Consider the following 15,776-nt stretch of genomic DNA (forward strand, 5'->3'; position numbering starts at 1 on the left):
TCGTTCACAAGCTACAGTAGATCAGCGCACGGGAATCCGTCCACGCCATTCGCGACCACGCCCAACCGTGGTGCTGAGCTGGCGAAGCGAGAGCCCGATTTCCTGCTGCTGCGCGCCGAAATCGGCGAGTTCCTGCCCGGCCGGATAGGTCCAGGCGGGCGTATTCACGATTTCGGCATGGAGCAGATCCTCGCCATCGAGGATGCCGATTTCATAGCGTTCGTTCTCCTCGCCCAGAGGTACCTCCACCAACTCCCAGGAATCGCCGTCGATTCGCGTCCGCCTGAGCCAGGCCAGCGCAATGCCGCCCGCGGTGCGGACCGCCGTCGGCCGAACCGGGGACCGCGGGACAAGCGCTTCCCCGGCGACCGAGGTTTCGAACTCGACCATCGTCGCATCACCGACATCGTCGCGAGCCGGCCCGACGCGATAAAGCTGCGCCCGGCCAAGATCGGCCAGATCGCTCGTCAACGAGACGGCTGGTCCGTCCAGCACCACGACCCGGGCTCCGGCCGGCAGAAGGCGGCCTGCCGCTGGCTCGCTGCCGCCAATCCCGCGAACCAGGCCGGACAGGCGGAAGCGCTGCGGCCCGATGAGCTCGACCTGAGACACCGTTACGATCTCAATCGCGCCGTCAGCCCCAATCAGCGCAAGTGCATTCGCGCCGGCCAGGGCTGCTTCCGGCAAAACGGAGGACAGCACGCCGCCGCGCAGCCTGACCTCCAGCACGGTACGCCGATCCGTCCGCCAGAGCGGCCCCGGCGGCAATGCCGTCAAGGTCTCGCCGACGATCGAGGGCGCCTCGACGAAGCCGTCCAGCGCGAACAGCCCCGCCTCGTCGGCACGCCAGATCGCCAGCGCGCCGGGCCATGGTGCCGCAAAGGCGGCGAGCGACAGCAAGGGCGGCGGCTCAACGGTGACGATCGGTAGAGCCAGCGGCACCGCGAGCGGACGCCCGGGCAATGCGGGCGGCGTTCGCGGCGGGCGCGTACCGCCGGTTGCTCCGGTCGAAACATAGATCGCCGGTTCGACAGCCCGGGCACTGACCCGCCGAGTCGGGCCCTCAGTGATGCGGGTGACGCGAAACAGGCGGTTGCCGACCTCGGTCGAAACCGACACGACATCGCCCGGCTCGATCGCGATACAACGCGGCGAGAGTTCGCATTCGAGGCTCTCGCGAGCCGCCCAGGCCTCCTGCAGGCGCTGGTCGGCCAGGCGACGCCCCTCAGTGGAGCGGGTTACGATCGCGGTTTCGACAGCGACCTCGCGCCGGGCCGCCCCGGCCAGCCGGCGCGAGCGCGCGGCAGCATTGCGATAATCAGCCTCGCTGTCGCTGAAGCCAAGGCGCAGTTCGAGCGGCAGCTCCGTCTCCTGGCTGCGCCGCAGCGCAAACGGCTCGCCATCGCGATCGGGAACGAGATCGTCGGGGCCGAGCAGGCGCGAGACCTTGCCGCCCCTGCCCTCGAAACGCAGCATGCCCGCGCTCATGATCGCGTCGAAGCCGACGCTCTGGGCCAGCGGTTCCAACGCCTGCCGGGCGGATAGCGGGCGATCCAGCACATAGCCATCGGCGAATCCGTCGACAGTAATCGCGTCGGCCGCAGGCAAGCCGAAATCAGCCAGCAGTTTCGCGACGAGCCGATCGACCGGCGTGCCTTCGAGGCGCCCGTTCAGCCAGTGACCGGTTTCGAAATTCGCCCCGTCGGCCCAGATGCCGGAGAGATCGGGAAAGGCGGGGAAAGGCCGCGTATCCCAGTTCCACACGAAGATCCTGTTGGGATCGACCATGCGGATGCCGCTGACCGGGTGGACCGGGTTGCGCGTGGCATCGAACCCCACCCGCGCCGGGTCGAAGCCGGAGATGATCGCCTCCAGCGCCCGCGCCTGCACGAGATCGTCGCGCGCACCGCTCGAAAACGGCGGATAGCCGCCCTCGTCCGACTTGGGATCGGGAAACATGTTAGGCGCATTCGCGCCCTTGTCGACGGCCGGCACGCCGATCTCGGTCAGCCAGATCGGCTTTGCGCCCGGTACGAACGGGGTCGTGCTCGTCTCGACGCCGCCCGCGCGGCGGATATGAGCCTGGCTCCACCAGCCCCAGAGGTCCTTCGGCCGGAAGACCCACGGCTTGCCATGGGCGCCGTCGGTGATCGGCAGGCGCGCCTGGGCCGCCCGGCCGGCCTCATCGGCATAGTACCAGTCATGGGCTTCGCCCGCGGTGAGGCGCTGGCGCAGATAGGCGAGATCGGCCGGACCGCGCGCGATGGTCGCATCGGCATGGCTACCGGAATCGCGCCAATCCGAGAGCGGCGGATAGAAATCGATGCCGATCGCGCCAATTGCGGGAGAGGCCCAAAGCGGGTCGAGCGGAAAATCGACGCTATCTCCGCCTTCGCGGACATCCGCGCCATGCTCCGTCCAGTCGGCGGCATAGGTCGCCACCGTGCCCGGCAGCATCACCTTGACGTCCTGCGCGATCGCTACGAGCTGGTCGACCATCGGATAGCCGGATGCGCCGCGCAGATGCGTCAGCCCGACCATCTCGGAGCCGATGACGAAGCCCTCCACGCCGCCGGCGGCCTTTGCCAGAGCGGCGCAATGCATCACGAGACGACGATAGGACCATTCATCCGGCTTGGCGCAAACAACGGCCTCCCCCACGACGGAGATGTCGGCCGTAACGACCGTCCCCACGAAAGCTTCGATCTGTGCAGCAACGGCCGCGCTGCCTTCCGGACTTCCCGGGCAGCCAGGCGCCGGATCGCAGGTGACGCGGCCGCGCCAGGGATAGCGCGGTTGGCTCGCCGCGACCGAATAGGGGTCCGGCAGCGCGTTTCCGGCCGGGATATCCATCATCAGGAAGGGGTAGAGTACGACCTCGAGCCCATAATCGAAGCGGAGGCGCCTGATCAGCGCGACGATGCTCTCGTCCGAAGGCGTCCCGCCGAAGGCAGGCCGGCCGTCAACCGCGCTGACGATGCGAGCCGACGACCGCGTCAACCCGGCGACCGACCACTCCGCCCCGACCGTCGGCTTGTGTGCGATCTCGGCCCGCGGAGCCACGCTGCACGTCCCGGCGCGCAGATCGTCGCCGAACCAAGAGACGACAAGCGACACACGGCGCAGATTGGGGCAAAGCGCCACGAGATGGCCGAGCGCGGTATCGACGTCGCTGCTGCCATAGAGCTGGTGGCGCGTTAAGCTTTCGGTGACGCCGGCCTCCGGCTCATGGCTGACCGGGCGGATATCATAGACGAATTCGCCCGCGCCGGGCGTCAGCGCGACCGCCCGGATCATGCCGCCGAGTCCGTCGACGGCGCGCACCACCTCGAAATCGAATTGCGGTACGCGATTGCCGTAATCGGCCAGCGGAAAGCGCTCGAACACGACATAGGCAAGCCCGCGATAGGCCGGCGCCTCGCCCGCCTCCTTCGCCGCGATCAACGGATCGGGCTCCTGCGTCTCGTAGCCACGGTGGACGCGCATCTGGACAGTCTGGACGTCGAGTTCGCGCCCATCGACCCAGATGCGCCGGATGAAGGCGATCGGGCCTTCGCAGAGGCCGATCGCGAGATTGGCGTGGTAGCTATAGATCGTCTCGTAGGTCTTCTTCGAGCGCCCACCCTTGCCGCCGCTCTTCGAGCGCGTGACCGAGACGGTGACCTCCTCCTCGAAGCGCGTCGCCCAGATCAGTTGCCCGCCGAGCCGCGCGCGGCCATAGAGGCGCGGGATCGCGGCGCCCTCGGTCGCCGCGAGGCCATTCACCTCCTTGAGGCGCGGGCCGTCGACGACCTTGTTGCCACCGGCGCTGCCGAGCCAGGCCTGGTCGATGCTCGCGCCGGCGAGCCCGCCCAAAGCCTGACCGATGACGCCGCCCACCGGCCCGCCCAAGGCCGTTCCGAGGGCAGCGCCGGCAACCTGGAGAAGAAGCGTCGCCATCAGTCCGTCACTCCCGGAAAGGAAAAGGCATGGCTGAGATGGCGCCGCCACCAGGAGGTGAAGGCGACCTCGGCCACGGCCGCGCCGTCATGGGCATGGATGATGCGGTCCGGCCCCGCGAGGATCGCGCAGTGCTTCGCCGGCAGATGCTCGCGCCAGCGGAAAAGCAGGACGTCGCCCGGCCGCGCTTCGGTCGCCGCGAGCGATCGCAGATGCCGCGCAGCCGCCAAGGCCAGTGTCTCCTGCCGCAGGCTTTCCGCCCAGCTCGGCGAATAGGGCGGCGGCGTTTCCGGCTCGTCGCCACAGAGATCGCGCCAGACGCCGCGCACCAGCCCGAGGCAATCGCAGCCGACGCCACGCAGTGAGGCCTGGTGATGATAGGGCGTGCCCAGCCAGAGCCGCGCAGCATCGACGATCTCGTCGCGCGTCATCGGAACAGGCTCCCGCCATCGAGCGCTCCGTCGCCCGGCCGTACGCCGCCGATGATGAAATCGTTCGTCGGCATATGCGGGAAGCCGCGGAAATTGACGCCGTTGGCGAATTTGGTGCGGCAGGTGGCGAAGCTCTTGTCGCAGCCCGGCGTCACCCTGAAGCCGTCGCCGGGGAGAATCTCCGCCGCCGGCGCCTGCCAGAGCTGGAACAGCGCCTGCGCGCCTTCCCGGCCATGGCGCTTCACCTCGGCGGCGAAGCCGGCATTCGCGCCGCTGGTGAAGATCAGCCGGCCACCGGTGAAATGGCCATCGGCATAGGAGGCCATCCCCCCGGCCGAGAGCGAGAGGCGGCCGTCACTTTCGACAACATGGCCTTCCGTCGCGGCGAGCGCGACACCGCAACGCGCGTCGCCAAGGTCCGCGGAACAGGAGCGCAGGTAGAGCCGGCCCCGCTCCTCGTCGAACGCCTTGGCAAAGCTGCGGATCTCGGCGGTGAAGCTCGCCTCACCCCGCTTGATCTCGCCGACGAACCCCTCTTCCATCAGCACGCGCTGGTCGGAAACGGCCCAATTGACCAGCCAGATGCGCACCCGCGCATCGTCATAGAGCCCGCGCGCCAGATCGGATTCATTCAGCCCGAAGGCGGCGAAGGCGCCGGCGACCTCGCCGCCGCCGATCGCGAAGCCGAGCTCCGCCGCGCTTTCCGCCGCTTCAAGGCCCGTCGTGGCTGCGAAATCGATACCGTCGAAGGACAGCCTGCGATCGTGATCGGTGAAGCCGAGCACAAGGCCGTCGCGGCGCGTCAGGCTCCAGCAATGGCAGAGCGTCGTCGCAGCCGTCTCGATATGGCCGGCGAGACCGGATGGAATGTCACGCATGGGGCAGCCTCAGGGGATGATCTCGACCACGGGAACGCGTGGGATCTCGCCGGCCGCGAAGGCGGAGAGATCGACCTCGATCGCATCGGTGTCGAAACGAACAGGCACGTCGAAGGCGAAGCCGGCGGTCAGGACGGCCGCCGATGGCGGAATCGAGCCAGCGGCGATGGTGACCTGCCCGGTCGAGAGGTCGCAGGAGAAGGCGCTGCCCGCCAGCTCGACACCATCCACGGCGACCCGGATCGTGCCGTCGCAGGGCTTGGTGATCTCGCGGCTATAGGCCGACGCGCCGCTCCCATAGGCCTTGGAAAGCTGGAAGACGGCAGTGACGCCATCGCCGATCCCGATGATCTGATCGGTCGCCGTCGGCTCCTGCGAGGGTGGGCAGCTCTTCCAGTCGAGCTGGTCACGCCAGCGAAACCCATGGAGGCGGCCGCGGCGCTCCTCGAAGAAGCTCACCACCGCCGCCAGGGCATCGAGATTGCGGATGCCGAGCCCGGCATCGTAGCGGCGGCGCGAATGCGCCCAGCGGCTGTTGCGCACCTCCCGGCCGGAGGCGAGCGTCACGATCTGGGTCTGGCGCTCCGGTCCGCCGCGCGCCCCGCGTGCGACATCGAGCGGGAAGCGAACCTCATGGAAATCCGGCATGCTTTGCTCCTTCAGAGCGCGCGTCTGCCGCGCGCTACCGCGCGGGCGATAGCGGCCGAGACCTGCGCCTCCGAGCGGCGGAAACTGTCGGCATCGGGAGTCGAGACCTGCACGACGACGTTGAGCGGCCGGGCCTGCCCGCCGCCGCCGGCACGCACGCCGAGCCGCCCGTCCGGGCCGCGAGCGAGCGGCATGATCGCCTCGGCACCGCGCTCGCCCATCAGGCCGAGGCCGCGCCCGGTCGGGAAATAGGAGGGCGATGCGACGATGCCGCCCTCGGCGAAAGGGGCGACCGGAACGCTGCCACTGGCCCCACCTAACCCGATGCCGCCGAACAGGCCGCTCAAGCCCTTGATGCTGCTCCCGAGCAGGCTCGACAGCCCGGTCTGCAGCGGTTTCAGCGCCGTCTTGAGCAGGCTGTCGGTCATCGAGCGGCCGACGCTGCGCAGCACGTCCTCGAAGCGCTTGCCCTCGACGGCGCCGCGCGAGAAGGCGCTGACGATCGACTTCCCGAAACTCTCCGAGGATCGGCTCAATGACTGGGTCAGCCGGTCCATCGTCCTGAGATCGGAAAGGTGTCCCGCATCGATGCCGTCATCATCCGTCATGACCATCACCTCGATAGGTTGGTTGGAATTGCCGCCTCAGGCGTCGGGAAAGGCATCCATCAGCGCCGCGAGTGCCGGGCGCTCCGGAGGGGAGCCTCGGGACCGGTCCTGATGGGCCCGCAGCGCTGCTGCGATCTCGCGCGGCGTTGCCGCCCAGAAAAACTCGGGCGGCCAGGCCAGCCGGCCAAGGCCGAAGGCCATCACCTCGTCCCAGGGGAAACCCGCCGGCGCACCTACGCCGGCGGCTGCGGAGGGCGGGGCGCGTCGTCCTCGCCGAAAGTGGCTTCGAGCAAGGCGATCGCCGCCTCGATCACGCCGCTCAGGCCGCCGTCGAAGGAGAGTTCCGCGACATCCTCGTCACGGATCGCCCTGCCCGCTCCACGCAGGCCGGCGGCGATGATGCGGATGATGTCGCGGGCGGAGAGCCTGCCCTCGACGAAGCGCTCGCCCAAAGCCGGCAGGCTGTCGACGGCGAACGCATGTTCGAGCTCGGCGAGAGCGCCGAGCGTGAGCCGCATCGGCAGGGTTTCGCCGGAAACCATGAGCGCGGTTTCGCCGCGATGACGATTGACCATATCCGCCTCCTCAAAGCGCCGCGAAGGCCAGGAGCCCGGCCGATTCCAGCGACAGGTCGAAGGTGACCTCGCCGGCATGGTCGCCGCGATATTCGAGACCCGTGAGCTGGAACGGACCCGCGATCGTGCCGAAATCCGGCACGACGATCTGCCAGTCCCGGATCGCCCCGTCGAAGAAGGTCTGGCGGACGAGCGCGTCGGAGGCCTCGTCCTTGAAGATGCCGGCGCCGCTGATGCTGGCACGGCGCACCCCGGCACCCGCCAGCAATTCGCGCCAGCGCCCGGCCGATTCCGAATGCGTCACGTCGACGGTCTCGGCGTTGAAGGCGATCTGTCGCGCCCTCAGGCCGGCGACCGTGACGAAGCCGCCGGCGCTATCCGCCGCCTTGAGCAGCAGATCCTTGCCCTTCTGTGCCGTCATGCGGCTCTCCTTTGTATCTGAAGCATTTTCGAGCGAAGTGGGAACCGGTTCGCGTGAAGAAAATGCGATAAAACAGGGCCCTAAAGCGTCTCGGTGACGGCGCGGAAGCGGATCGTCACATGGGGGAGGCCGTTGCGCGTCTCGCGGGTGAGCCGGCTCGACAGCCAGCGCAGATTGACCAGCGCATGCCCGTCCAGGGCGAGGTCGACCTGATCGAGCACCGCGACGATCAGGCCGGCCGCCTCGAGCGCCTGGCGCGAAGAGCCGCTCTGTGCGGCCCAGACGACGAGCGCGAATTCCTGCTCGCAGCCGCGGTCGCTGCCAGTCGACCAGTCGCGCGCCTCGACCTCGCCATGGACGACATATAGCCCGCGCGCCGCGCGCGGGGCTTCGTCGAAGATGCGATCGGAGCCGATCAGCGTGGTCAGGCCTGAATCCGCGACGAGGCGCCCCTGAACGGCGGCACGCAGCGCAAGGATGGCGTCACTCATGGCGTCACCTCCTCGACCAGGCAGACCAGCCGCCGGCGGGCGCCATCGGGATCGGCTGCGGAGCGGATATCGAACAGGCGATCGCCATCGCGCAGACGCCGGCCGGCATCGATGTCGCCGCGCCAGCGCATGGTGATGCGGTAGTTGCGGGACTGCTCCGGCCGCCCCTGACGCCAGACCTCGGTGCCGGAAATCCACTCGACCTGCGCCCAGAGCGCCCCAACAGTCTCGAAGCTCTGCGTCGCGCCACCAAGGCCATCAGGCGAGGCCACCGGCGCCTCCAGCTCGAGCCGGCGCCGCAGGCGGCCGATGACGACAGATTGCTCCGCCATGATCACAGCCTCCCACGGCGGAACGGCGCGACCAGCGCGGCAATGGCAGCCGGCAACGCTTGCGCGTCGCGCCCGGCGACATCGCCGCGCTGCTCGAACCAGCGGGCGGCGAGACGCAGAACCGCCTGCCGCAACGGCGCGGGAACGGCGACGGCGGTCGCCCCGTAGCCGGCGGCGACATCGATCTCGATCGCGCCATGCGCACGGCCGATCTCGGGCACCTCTCCCGTCAAGCGAATGACCGGCGGGTCGGCGGCCTCGTCCAGGGTCAGGGACGCGGTCGCCACCTCCTGCGCCGCACCCAGCACGTCGTAGACGCGCGCGGCCTCGATCCGCAGCAGTGGCGAGAGCGGCATGCGGATCTCGCCGTCGGCCGGCCAGCGGTCGAGCACGATGCGCCAGGGCTGCTCGACCAGGCAGCGGCCCGACGCTGCCTCGATCATCAGCCGGGCGGCCGTGATCAGGGTGGCGACCAGGGCGTCCTCGTCGGTCTGATCGAGGCGCAGGAACTGGCGGACTTCAGTCAGCGTCACCGGCTCCATCGCCGGCGGGCCCAGGGCAAGCGGCGTCATGAGCGCTCCCTTCATCGGTTCGATTTCATGGAACGACTGCAAAGAAGCAGCCGAGAGGGTTCATCTGGGGCGCCGGGCGCGCTATCAGCGCTCTCTCGGAGAGGAGCCCCCGATGCACATCGCCAACCGGATCGCCGCCATCGGCTTCGCCTGTGCCGTAGCCGGCAGCCTCGGTCCCAGCCCCGCGCAGGCCGTGGTGGCCGGGCAGGAGGGCGGACCGGCAGCCGCCTCGACCCTGATGGTGCTCAATGCCCGCGGCGGGGTTTGCACAGGCATCGTCCTGTCGGCGCGCGCCATCCTGACCGCCGCCCATTGCGCGGCCGGCGGCGCGGAATTACGCATCCATTGGCGTGACGCCGGCGAACCGGTCCTGATCGTGCCGGCCTCGGTCGCACTGCATCCGGAATTCGACGCGGGCGCGATTCGCAGCCGCCGTCGCACGATCGACCTTGCGCTGATCCGCCTGACCGAGCCCCTGCCCGGCCGGTTCAGCGCGGCCAGCCTCGTCGACGGCTCGCTGCCGCGCGCCGGCAGCAGCATCACGCTGGCCGGCTACGGCGTCTCCCGCGAGGGCGAGGCCCGCAGCACCGGCACCTATCGCTCGGCGGCGCTGACCGCCGTCGAGCCTTATGGACCCGGCCGCATCCTGCTCTGGGCGGCCGACAATGCCGGCGGCGGCAAGCGGCCGGGCGCCGGCGCCTGCCAGGGCGATTCGGGCGGGCCGATCTTCAACGACGGCGGAATCGTCGCGGTCACGAGCTGGTCGACCGGGCCGGCCGGGCGCCAATGCGGCCTGCTCAGCCAGGGCGTCCTGGTCGCGCCGCAGCGCGGCTGGATCGACAAGACCCTGTCGAAATGGGGCGAAGCTGCCCGCTGGACTCGTGACCGCTGACGGAAAGGCTGGACTGTGGCGCGCCACTCCCTAGATTGATCGGCCGGTCCATTGGTTTGCTTCATGATCTCTCGCTCACTGCTCGCCCTAGCCTGTTTCCTTGTCGTCGGTGCCGCTCATCCGGCACGCGCCGTGGTCGGCGGCGTCGTTTCGCGCGATGCGCTCGGCGCCCGCGCCTCGACCGTCAGGATCGAGACGAGCCGGGGCGAACTCTGCTCGGGCGCGGTGATCGCGCCCGAGATCGTCCTCACCGCGGCGCATTGCCTGATGGGCGGCGGCTCGATCAGCGTCGTCAGCCTCGACGCCCGCTTCCGGGCGCGGCGACAGCTGGTCGTCGCGGTGCTGCCGCACCCGAGCTTCGTACCCGGAACGACGCCCCGCACCCAGCCCGGTACGGACCTCGCCCTGCTGCGCCTGGCGCAACCGCTGCCCGGGGATATCGAGCCTTTGACGCTCGGCAGCGGCCTCTGGCAGGGCGAGACCATCACCATGGCCGGCTACGGGCTGTCAGCGGAGAACAACAAGCGCACGGCCCGTCGCCTGCGGGAGACGCAGCTCGTCAACGCCGGCAACTACACCACGCAGAACACGGTCAAGGTCGCGGTCGACGCCGAAGCCCGCGGCGAGACGGAGGGGGCCGGCGCCTGCCGTGGCGATTCCGGCGGACCGGTGCTGCGGGGCGGAGCCCGCTCGCGCGAACTCGTCGGCATCGTCAGCTGGTCGAGCGGCCCGCTGAAGACACGGGCGAAGCGGATCTGCGGCGGCTTCACCGCGATCACGCCAGTCAGTGACTACCGCAACTGGATCGCTGAGGGCAGCGCACGGCTGCGCTCGCTTGGCCGCGAGCCGCCGCCGGAGCAGGCGGCCGAGCCGCGCGCCGCCTTCAGCTGGTGGTTTTCGCGCTGAAATAACTCAGACCGCGAACTTCAACCCCTTGATCGCGGCGAAATCCTGGATGCCGCCACCGACGCGCTTGGTCGTGTAGAACAGGACATAGGGCTTAGCCGAATAGGGGTCGCGCAGGATGCGCACCCCCGCCCGGTCGACGACGAGATAGCCGCGCCGGAAATCGCCGAAAGCGATCGAGACCGCGCTGGTCGCGATATTCGGCATGTCCTCCGCCTCGACCAGCGGGAAGCCGAGCAGCGTCGCCGGCGCGCCGGCCGAGGCCGGGGGCTGCCAGAGGTAATGGCCGTTGGCGTCCTTGAACTTGCGGACCGTCGCCTGAACCTTGCGGTTCATCACGAAGGAAGCGTTCTGGCGATAGCCGGCCTTCAGCGCATAGACGAGATCAATGAGCACGTCGGCGGGGTTGGAGGCCGGAAAGGCCCCTGCGACGCCGGTATTGAGCACACCGATATTGCCCCAGCTCCAGCTCGCATCGGCGATCGTCGGATAGGCTAGGAAGCCCTTGGGCTTGTCGACGCCGTCGCCGGCGACGAAGGCAGCACCTTCCTGCTCGGCGAAGGCACTCTCGACCTCCTCGGCGATCCACTGGTCGATATCGACGATGGCATCGTCGAGCAGGGTCTGCGTCGCCGCCGGCATGGCGTAGAGCTCCATGGCCGGGAAGGAGAGCTCGGCCAGGGTCGGCGAAGACCCTTGCGGCCGCGCCGCCGTCTCGGCCACCCAGCCGGAGGCCGGACCCGTGGTCGAGAAGGCCTTCTTGTAGGTGCCCGACGAGATCGTGCGGACCGTGGCGAGCGAGCGGATCGGCGAGACATTCGCCAGGCGGCGCAGGATCTCGCCCTCGACGGTCGCCGGCGCGAGATAGCCGCCATCCGGACCGGAGCCGGCCGAGAGCGCCTTGGATTCCAGCCGCTTCAGCCCGCCGGCCTCGCCGGTGCGGACATAGGAGGCGAAGGCGGCCTTGTGCTCGGCCGTCAGCGGATCGCGCGGGCCGTCCTGTCCCAGCGCCGGGCGGGCGCGCTCCAGCGTCAGCCGGTCGATGCGGCGCATGGTATCGTCGAGCGCCGCGTCCATGCGGACGAGCTTCTCCTCGGTCAGCGGGTCGACGCCCTGACGCGCCTCGAGCCCGGCGAGGCGCTCCTCGTTGGTGCTGCGGTAGTTTTCGAGCGTGTAGCGCAGATCCTCGAAAGCCAGTGCGAGATCGGCGCCGGCAGCCTTAGTCTCGGGCGCGGTGTTGAGATGGCTCATGGTCTCTCCTCGGGGTGATCAGTCAGATGAAGGCGGAAGGCCGCATCGCCTTGACGGCGGCGATCCGGGCCTGGGGCAGCATGGGGAAGGTCACGACCGACACTTCCCAGAGATCGATGCGTTCGAGACGACGCAGGCCGGTGCGGGGTTCGGTACGGGCCTTCTCGTGGCGAAAACCGATCGACAGCCCGTCGATCGCGCCGTCGAGCATCAGCGCGTGAAGCTCGCGGGCCCGGGCGACGGCCAGAGACAGCCGGCCGCGCACGAACAGACCGCGACCATCCTCGATGAGGCTCGACCAGCGCCCGATCGGCTCTGCCGGGTCATGCTGCCAGAGCATCCGCACGCCGCCCGGTCCGCGCCGCTGCAGGCTCTCGCGGAAGGCGCCGGGCTCGACGATGTCCTTGCCGAGGTCGGGAATACGAAAGAGGCTGGCATAGCCTTCGAACAGGCCGTCCAATCCGACCCGGGCCGGCTGGACCGGCAGCAGCTTGGATTCGAACGAGGCACGGGCCGGGCTGCGTGGCATCATCGCTCCCCCTCCGCACCGTCACTGCCGCCCTTCGTCCGCCCAGCCTCGAGCTTGGCGAGCTGGCTGACGAAGCGGCTGAAGGTCTCGACCGGCGCGCCGTTGCGCGGCGCCTTCCCCGCGCGACCAGCCGCCGCGGGAGCCTTGGGCGGAGGCTTGGCCACACCGTTTCTGCCTTTCATGACGGGTCCCCTTCGTGGCGTGCGTTGAAGCGGTTGAGCTCGCGGACGAAATCGTCGAAGCGGCGATTGGCGGCGGTCAGCTCGCGCAAGACGAGCCAGGCCAGCCCAGAGGCGCTCGCAACCCAGAGCAGCAGGCCGAGATGGCCGACATCGGCACGTCCGACAAAGGCCGCGACGACCTGTTCGAGCATGTTCATGAGAACTCCTTCCCGGAGGCGCGCCGGCCATAGCCGACGGCCTCCCGCTTCTCGTCCTCGTCGAGGAAGGTCGCGGTACCGAGCCGGCGCCAGAGCGATTCCCGCTCCTCGGCAAGCGCCTCGATGGCGTCGAGATCGGGCTCCAGCACGAGTTCATCGCCGAAGGCCGGGCCGAGCCACTGCGCCAGCGACTGCGCCGTCCGGCGCACCAGCGGAATGACGGTCTGACGCCAGAGCGCCCGATTAGCCTCGGCGAAATTCGCGTGGGTGTTGTCGCCGGGCAGGCCGAGCAGCAGCGGGGGCACCCCGAAGGCGAGCGCGATCTCGCGGGCGGCGACGCCCTTGGCGGCGACGAAATCAAGCTCTGCCGGCGTCAGCGAGAGCGGCTTCCAGTCCAACCCGCCTTCGAGCAGCAAGGGGCGGCCGGCATTGCGCGCCCCGGAACGAGTCCTCCAGCTCCTGCTTCAGCCGCTCGAACTGCGCCTCGGTCAGCGTCGCGCCTTCCGGCCCATCATAGACCAGGGCGCCGGACGGCCGCGCGGCGTTGTCGAGCAGGGCCTTGTGCCAGCTGCCGGCGGCATTGTGGATGTCGAGCGAGACCGCCGCCGCCTCGATCGGAGACAGGCCGTAATGGTCGTCGACGGGATGGAACAGCGTCAGATGCAGGATCGGCGGTAGGCCGCCCTCGTCCTGCCGGAAGCGCACGGTGTCGCCTCCGACCGTATAATCGTAGGCCTCGGGCCAGCCGTCGCGGCCGGGCACCACACGCATCCGGTCGGGCCGCAGCGCATAGAGCTCGCGCGGCTCGCGGCCGGCACTGACCGCCTCGACATAGGCGTTGCCGGCGACCATCAGGTGGCCGACCAGCATCTCGCGGAAGGCAATACCCCCCTGGCGCGGATTGGGCCGCTCGATCAAGGCGAGCGCCGGATGTTCCGGCACCTCGCGCGAGCCGACCTTGGCAATGAGCGGCGTCTGCGCCGCCGCTTCCGCGATCAAGCGGATGCAGCGATGCACGACCGGGTTTCGCTCATAACCCTCCCGCGCGAGAGCAACGTAGTCGCGCGGCGTCCAGACGGCGCGCCCCGTCTCATGCAGCGCGATCAGCGGCCCGACGCGCGAGCGCTTCTGGCCCGGCGCGGCTCGGCCGCGCAGGCTGCGAAGGAAATCGAACATGGATATCTCGCTGTTGGAGCGTGAAAGAAGCGAGGGCTAGATCCCCCGCACCCGCGGCCGGGCCTTCGGCGCGAGCATCAAATGCGTGAGCGCCCAGACGAGCGCATCGAGCCGATCCGGCGAGCGGCCGGTTTCGAGGCCCCGCGGACCGAAGGCGCACATCTCGTCTTCGAGCGCGGGAAAGGCCCCGGCATGGCGTACCCGGCCCTGCGCATAAAGCGCCGCCACCGGCTCGGCCCGGAGATACTTGCCACGCGTCGCCCTCACCGAAACGACGGGAACGCCGGCATCGACCTCGCGGATGATGCTTTCGACCATCTCGCCGCCCTGGTTGACCTCAACGACCAGCGCATCCGCCTCATGGCGGCGATAAAGCGCGACCGCCCTCTCCGCCCATTCCTGCGGCCGCGCGCCGGCCAACGTCGCGTCCTCCAGCACATGGCCGAGGCCGTCATGGTCGACACCGGCCACGACGAGCCCGCAGCGGTCGGCCCGCTGCGAGGAGGTCGCCGGCGGATCGACTGCGACCGCGATCCGGGCGAGCGCCGGGCTCTCGCGCTCGCGGGCCGCCTCGATCATCGCTCGCGTCCAGAGCGCATCCGGGCTTTCCTCGACGATCTCGCCATCGAGCTCCTGCCGGCCGAGCCGCGTTCCGCCATAGGTTTGCGTGACCGTGCGGACGAATTCGGCGGCGAGATTGTAGCGGTTGTCCTGCGTCCGTGCCCGGCTCACCGCGACATGCGGCTCGACCAGCAGGCGCAACACCAAGGGCAGCGGACGCGGCGTCGTCGTCACCACCTGGCGGGGATGATCGCCAAGGCGCAGGCCGAATTGCAGCATATCCCAGCACTCCCCGAGGTTCGGCCATTTCGCCAGTTCATCGGACCAGGCCGCGCCGAATTGCGGGCCGCGGAGCCCTTCCGGGTCTTCGGCGGTGAAGACCTGCGCGATCGCGCCGTTCGTCCATTGCAGGCGGCGCAGCGAGGGCTGCCAGACCGGCCGCTCCCAGCGCGTATGGATCGAGAGCAATCCCGAAACGCCCTCGATCATGACGTCACGGACCTGCGCTTGCGTCTCGCCGACGAGGGCGATCCGCTCCGTCGGCGCATCCGCGAAGGGCGGATGGCCCAGCGCCATGCCTTTGACCCATTCGGCCCCGGTGCGAGTCTTGCCGGCACCGCGCCCACCCAGCACCAGCCAGATCGGCTTCAGCGGTTCGGACGGCAGTTGATCGGGACGTGCCCAGATGTCCCAGGTATTCCGGATGAGTTCGACCTCATCCGGCGTCGCCGTCGGCATCAGCTTCTTGAGAATTCTCACTCGCGTCCTGAGCGACAAGGGTCTCAAGACGTCGAGCAAGATCCTGACGGAGCTGTGCGACATGTCGCAGATCGTCGGCAGCGGAAGGCTCATCCGTATGCTTGTCCTTCCTTGCGGCCGGGGGCTCCTCGATCGCGACCAGCTCGCGGACGGTGCGAGCGAGCACCGCCAGCGCCTTGGCGTCGGCCTCGCTCGCGGTCGTGCCCTTCGGCAGGTCAGCGAGATGTTCCTCGTGGGTGTCGATCTGGCGCTTGGCGGCACGCCAGAGCTGACCCACAACCGCTTTGCGGGACACCGTCGTACGTTTCGGCTTCGGCTCGGAGGGCGGTTTTGGCGTGGCGCCGTCCTGTTCGGCCATGACGTCCCTCTCGGATGACAGGCACGAAAAAGCCGCCGGCTGGAGAGCGCGGCGGCTTCGTTCGGGCAGA

Annotated in this window: 18 protein-coding genes and 2 pseudogenes; 2 read left to right on the forward strand and 18 right to left on the reverse strand. The window is 69.3% G+C overall.

Features of this window, described 5'->3' with window-relative positions; all coding sequences use genetic code 11:
• Nucleotides 1-21: 21 nt before the first annotated feature.
• From AC1RLU_RS09710 to AC1RLU_RS09760, 11 genes and pseudogenes are all read right to left on the reverse strand, one after another.
• Nucleotides 22-3,939 (reverse strand): baseplate multidomain protein megatron, encoded by a 3,918-nt coding sequence (locus AC1RLU_RS09710; protein WP_492795286.1) that lies wholly within the window; start codon nucleotides 3,937-3,939, stop codon nucleotides 22-24.
• Nucleotides 3,939-4,370, reverse strand: a complete 432-nt coding sequence (locus tag AC1RLU_RS09715; RefSeq protein ID WP_492795288.1) for an NlpC/P60 family protein — start codon at nucleotides 4,368-4,370, stop codon at nucleotides 3,939-3,941. The genes AC1RLU_RS09710 and AC1RLU_RS09715 overlap by 1 nt, the downstream gene beginning before the upstream one ends.
• Complete coding sequence (locus AC1RLU_RS09720; RefSeq protein ID WP_492795290.1) at nucleotides 4,367-5,248, reverse strand: phage/gene transfer agent baseplate hub protein; 882 nt, start codon at nucleotides 5,246-5,248, stop codon at nucleotides 4,367-4,369. The genes AC1RLU_RS09715 and AC1RLU_RS09720 overlap by 4 nt, the downstream gene beginning before the upstream one ends.
• 9 nt (nucleotides 5,249-5,257) lie before the next feature.
• Nucleotides 5,258-5,896, reverse strand: a complete 639-nt coding sequence (locus AC1RLU_RS09725) for a phage distal tail protein, Rcc01695 family (protein WP_492795291.1) — start codon at nucleotides 5,894-5,896, stop codon at nucleotides 5,258-5,260.
• 11 nt (nucleotides 5,897-5,907) lie between these two features.
• The gene (locus AC1RLU_RS09730) at nucleotides 5,908-6,504 is read right to left on the reverse strand and encodes a phage tail tape measure protein (protein WP_492795292.1); all 597 of its coding nucleotides are present in this window, start codon (nucleotides 6,502-6,504) and stop codon (nucleotides 5,908-5,910) included.
• Between the two features lie 36 nt (nucleotides 6,505-6,540).
• Nucleotides 6,541-6,711 (reverse strand): annotated as a pseudogene (locus AC1RLU_RS09735) (phage tail assembly chaperone); the annotation flags it as partial.
• A 26-nt stretch (nucleotides 6,712-6,737) separates the two neighbouring features.
• Nucleotides 6,738-7,079, reverse strand: a complete 342-nt coding sequence (locus AC1RLU_RS09740) for a gene transfer agent family protein (protein WP_492795294.1) — start codon at nucleotides 7,077-7,079, stop codon at nucleotides 6,738-6,740.
• A gap of 10 nt (nucleotides 7,080-7,089) precedes the next feature.
• On the reverse strand, nucleotides 7,090-7,500 hold the full coding sequence (locus AC1RLU_RS09745; RefSeq protein WP_492795295.1) for a phage major tail protein, TP901-1 family: 411 nt from the start codon (nucleotides 7,498-7,500) through the stop codon (nucleotides 7,090-7,092).
• 80 nt (nucleotides 7,501-7,580) lie between these two features.
• Nucleotides 7,581-7,991 (reverse strand): DUF3168 domain-containing protein, encoded by a 411-nt coding sequence (locus tag AC1RLU_RS09750; protein ID WP_492795297.1) that lies wholly within the window; start codon nucleotides 7,989-7,991, stop codon nucleotides 7,581-7,583.
• Nucleotides 7,988-8,323: a phage head closure protein gene (locus tag AC1RLU_RS09755; protein WP_492795298.1), complete on the reverse strand. Its 336-nt coding sequence runs from the start codon at nucleotides 8,321-8,323 to the stop codon at nucleotides 7,988-7,990. The genes AC1RLU_RS09750 and AC1RLU_RS09755 overlap by 4 nt, the downstream gene beginning before the upstream one ends.
• 2 nt (nucleotides 8,324-8,325) lie before the next feature.
• Nucleotides 8,326-8,895, reverse strand: a complete 570-nt coding sequence (locus AC1RLU_RS09760; protein ID WP_492795300.1) for a head-tail connector protein — start codon at nucleotides 8,893-8,895, stop codon at nucleotides 8,326-8,328.
• Nucleotides 8,896-9,007: 112 nt separating this feature from the next.
• Here AC1RLU_RS09760 and AC1RLU_RS09765 point away from each other — a divergent pair, with 112 nt between their 5' ends.
• Together AC1RLU_RS09765 and AC1RLU_RS09770 are read left to right on the forward strand one after the other, a co-directional pair.
• Nucleotides 9,008-9,787, forward strand: coding sequence for a S1 family peptidase (locus tag AC1RLU_RS09765; RefSeq protein WP_492795302.1), 780 nt, complete (start codon nucleotides 9,008-9,010; stop codon nucleotides 9,785-9,787).
• A 63-nt stretch (nucleotides 9,788-9,850) separates the two neighbouring features.
• A complete protein-coding gene (locus AC1RLU_RS09770) occupies nucleotides 9,851-10,693 on the forward strand; it encodes a trypsin-like serine protease (RefSeq protein ID WP_113585985.1) in 843 nt (280 codons plus the stop codon).
• A gap of 6 nt (nucleotides 10,694-10,699) precedes the next feature.
• Here AC1RLU_RS09770 and AC1RLU_RS09775 read toward each other — a convergent pair whose 3' ends face one another.
• The 7 genes and pseudogenes from AC1RLU_RS09775 to AC1RLU_RS09805 all read right to left on the reverse strand — a co-directional run bounded on the left by AC1RLU_RS09775 (nucleotide 10,700) and on the right by AC1RLU_RS09805 (nucleotide 15,706).
• Complete coding sequence (locus tag AC1RLU_RS09775; protein ID WP_492795304.1) at nucleotides 10,700-11,944, reverse strand: phage major capsid protein; 1,245 nt, start codon at nucleotides 11,942-11,944, stop codon at nucleotides 10,700-10,702.
• Between the two features lie 22 nt (nucleotides 11,945-11,966).
• Nucleotides 11,967-12,476, reverse strand: a complete 510-nt coding sequence (locus AC1RLU_RS09780) for an HK97 family phage prohead protease (RefSeq protein ID WP_492795306.1) — start codon at nucleotides 12,474-12,476, stop codon at nucleotides 11,967-11,969.
• The gene (locus AC1RLU_RS09785; RefSeq protein WP_492795307.1) at nucleotides 12,473-12,655 is read right to left on the reverse strand and encodes a hypothetical protein; all 183 of its coding nucleotides are present in this window, start codon (nucleotides 12,653-12,655) and stop codon (nucleotides 12,473-12,475) included. Before AC1RLU_RS09785 ends, AC1RLU_RS09780 begins: the two co-directional genes overlap by 4 nt.
• Nucleotides 12,652-12,852, reverse strand: a complete 201-nt coding sequence (locus AC1RLU_RS09790) for a hypothetical protein (protein ID WP_492795309.1) — start codon at nucleotides 12,850-12,852, stop codon at nucleotides 12,652-12,654. The genes AC1RLU_RS09785 and AC1RLU_RS09790 overlap by 4 nt, the downstream gene beginning before the upstream one ends.
• Nucleotides 12,849-14,028: pseudogene (locus tag AC1RLU_RS09795) on the reverse strand (phage portal protein). The gene AC1RLU_RS09790 and the pseudogene AC1RLU_RS09795 overlap by 4 nt, the downstream one beginning before the upstream one ends.
• A gap of 36 nt (nucleotides 14,029-14,064) precedes the next feature.
• Complete coding sequence (locus AC1RLU_RS09800; protein ID WP_492796193.1) at nucleotides 14,065-15,327, reverse strand: DNA-packaging protein; 1,263 nt, start codon at nucleotides 15,325-15,327, stop codon at nucleotides 14,065-14,067.
• Complete coding sequence (locus tag AC1RLU_RS09805; protein WP_492795311.1) at nucleotides 15,305-15,706, reverse strand: hypothetical protein; 402 nt, start codon at nucleotides 15,704-15,706, stop codon at nucleotides 15,305-15,307. The genes AC1RLU_RS09800 and AC1RLU_RS09805 overlap by 23 nt, the downstream gene beginning before the upstream one ends.
• Nucleotides 15,707-15,776: the final 70 nt, after the last annotated feature.

The organism is Allobosea sp. GW822-FHT05A11 (assembly GCF_058800455.1).

Excerpts from the sequence above, each read along its gene's own strand:
- AC1RLU_RS09710 (WP_492795286.1), bottom strand. The coding sequence starts at position 3,939 with ATGGCGACGCTTCTTCTCCAGGTTGCCGGCGCTGCCCTCGGAACGGCC.
- AC1RLU_RS09715 (WP_492795288.1), bottom strand. The coding sequence starts at position 4,370 with ATGACGCGCGACGAGATCGTCGATGCTGCGCGGCTCTGGCTGGGCACG.
- AC1RLU_RS09720 (WP_492795290.1), bottom strand. The coding sequence starts at position 5,248 with ATGCGTGACATTCCATCCGGTCTCGCCGGCCATATCGAGACGGCTGCG.
- AC1RLU_RS09725 (WP_492795291.1), bottom strand. The coding sequence starts at position 5,896 with ATGCCGGATTTCCATGAGGTTCGCTTCCCGCTCGATGTCGCACGCGGG.
- AC1RLU_RS09730 (WP_492795292.1), bottom strand. The coding sequence starts at position 6,504 with ATGACGGATGATGACGGCATCGATGCGGGACACCTTTCCGATCTCAGG.
- AC1RLU_RS09740 (WP_492795294.1), bottom strand. The coding sequence starts at position 7,079 with ATGGTCAATCGTCATCGCGGCGAAACCGCGCTCATGGTTTCCGGCGAA.
- AC1RLU_RS09745 (WP_492795295.1), bottom strand. The coding sequence starts at position 7,500 with ATGACGGCACAGAAGGGCAAGGATCTGCTGCTCAAGGCGGCGGATAGC.
- AC1RLU_RS09750 (WP_492795297.1), bottom strand. The coding sequence starts at position 7,991 with ATGAGTGACGCCATCCTTGCGCTGCGTGCCGCCGTTCAGGGGCGCCTC.
- AC1RLU_RS09755 (WP_492795298.1), bottom strand. The coding sequence starts at position 8,323 with ATGGCGGAGCAATCTGTCGTCATCGGCCGCCTGCGGCGCCGGCTCGAG.
- AC1RLU_RS09760 (WP_492795300.1), bottom strand. The coding sequence starts at position 8,895 with ATGACGCCGCTTGCCCTGGGCCCGCCGGCGATGGAGCCGGTGACGCTG.
- AC1RLU_RS09765 (WP_492795302.1), top strand. The coding sequence starts at position 9,008 with ATGCACATCGCCAACCGGATCGCCGCCATCGGCTTCGCCTGTGCCGTA.
- AC1RLU_RS09770 (WP_113585985.1), top strand. The coding sequence starts at position 9,851 with ATGATCTCTCGCTCACTGCTCGCCCTAGCCTGTTTCCTTGTCGTCGGT.
- AC1RLU_RS09775 (WP_492795304.1), bottom strand. The coding sequence starts at position 11,944 with ATGAGCCATCTCAACACCGCGCCCGAGACTAAGGCTGCCGGCGCCGAT.
- AC1RLU_RS09780 (WP_492795306.1), bottom strand. The coding sequence starts at position 12,476 with ATGATGCCACGCAGCCCGGCCCGTGCCTCGTTCGAATCCAAGCTGCTG.
- AC1RLU_RS09785 (WP_492795307.1), bottom strand. The coding sequence starts at position 12,655 with ATGAAAGGCAGAAACGGTGTGGCCAAGCCTCCGCCCAAGGCTCCCGCG.
- AC1RLU_RS09790 (WP_492795309.1), bottom strand. The coding sequence starts at position 12,852 with ATGAACATGCTCGAACAGGTCGTCGCGGCCTTTGTCGGACGTGCCGAT.
- AC1RLU_RS09800 (WP_492796193.1), bottom strand. The coding sequence starts at position 15,327 with ATGCCGACGGCGACGCCGGATGAGGTCGAACTCATCCGGAATACCTGG.
- AC1RLU_RS09805 (WP_492795311.1), bottom strand. The coding sequence starts at position 15,706 with ATGGCCGAACAGGACGGCGCCACGCCAAAACCGCCCTCCGAGCCGAAG.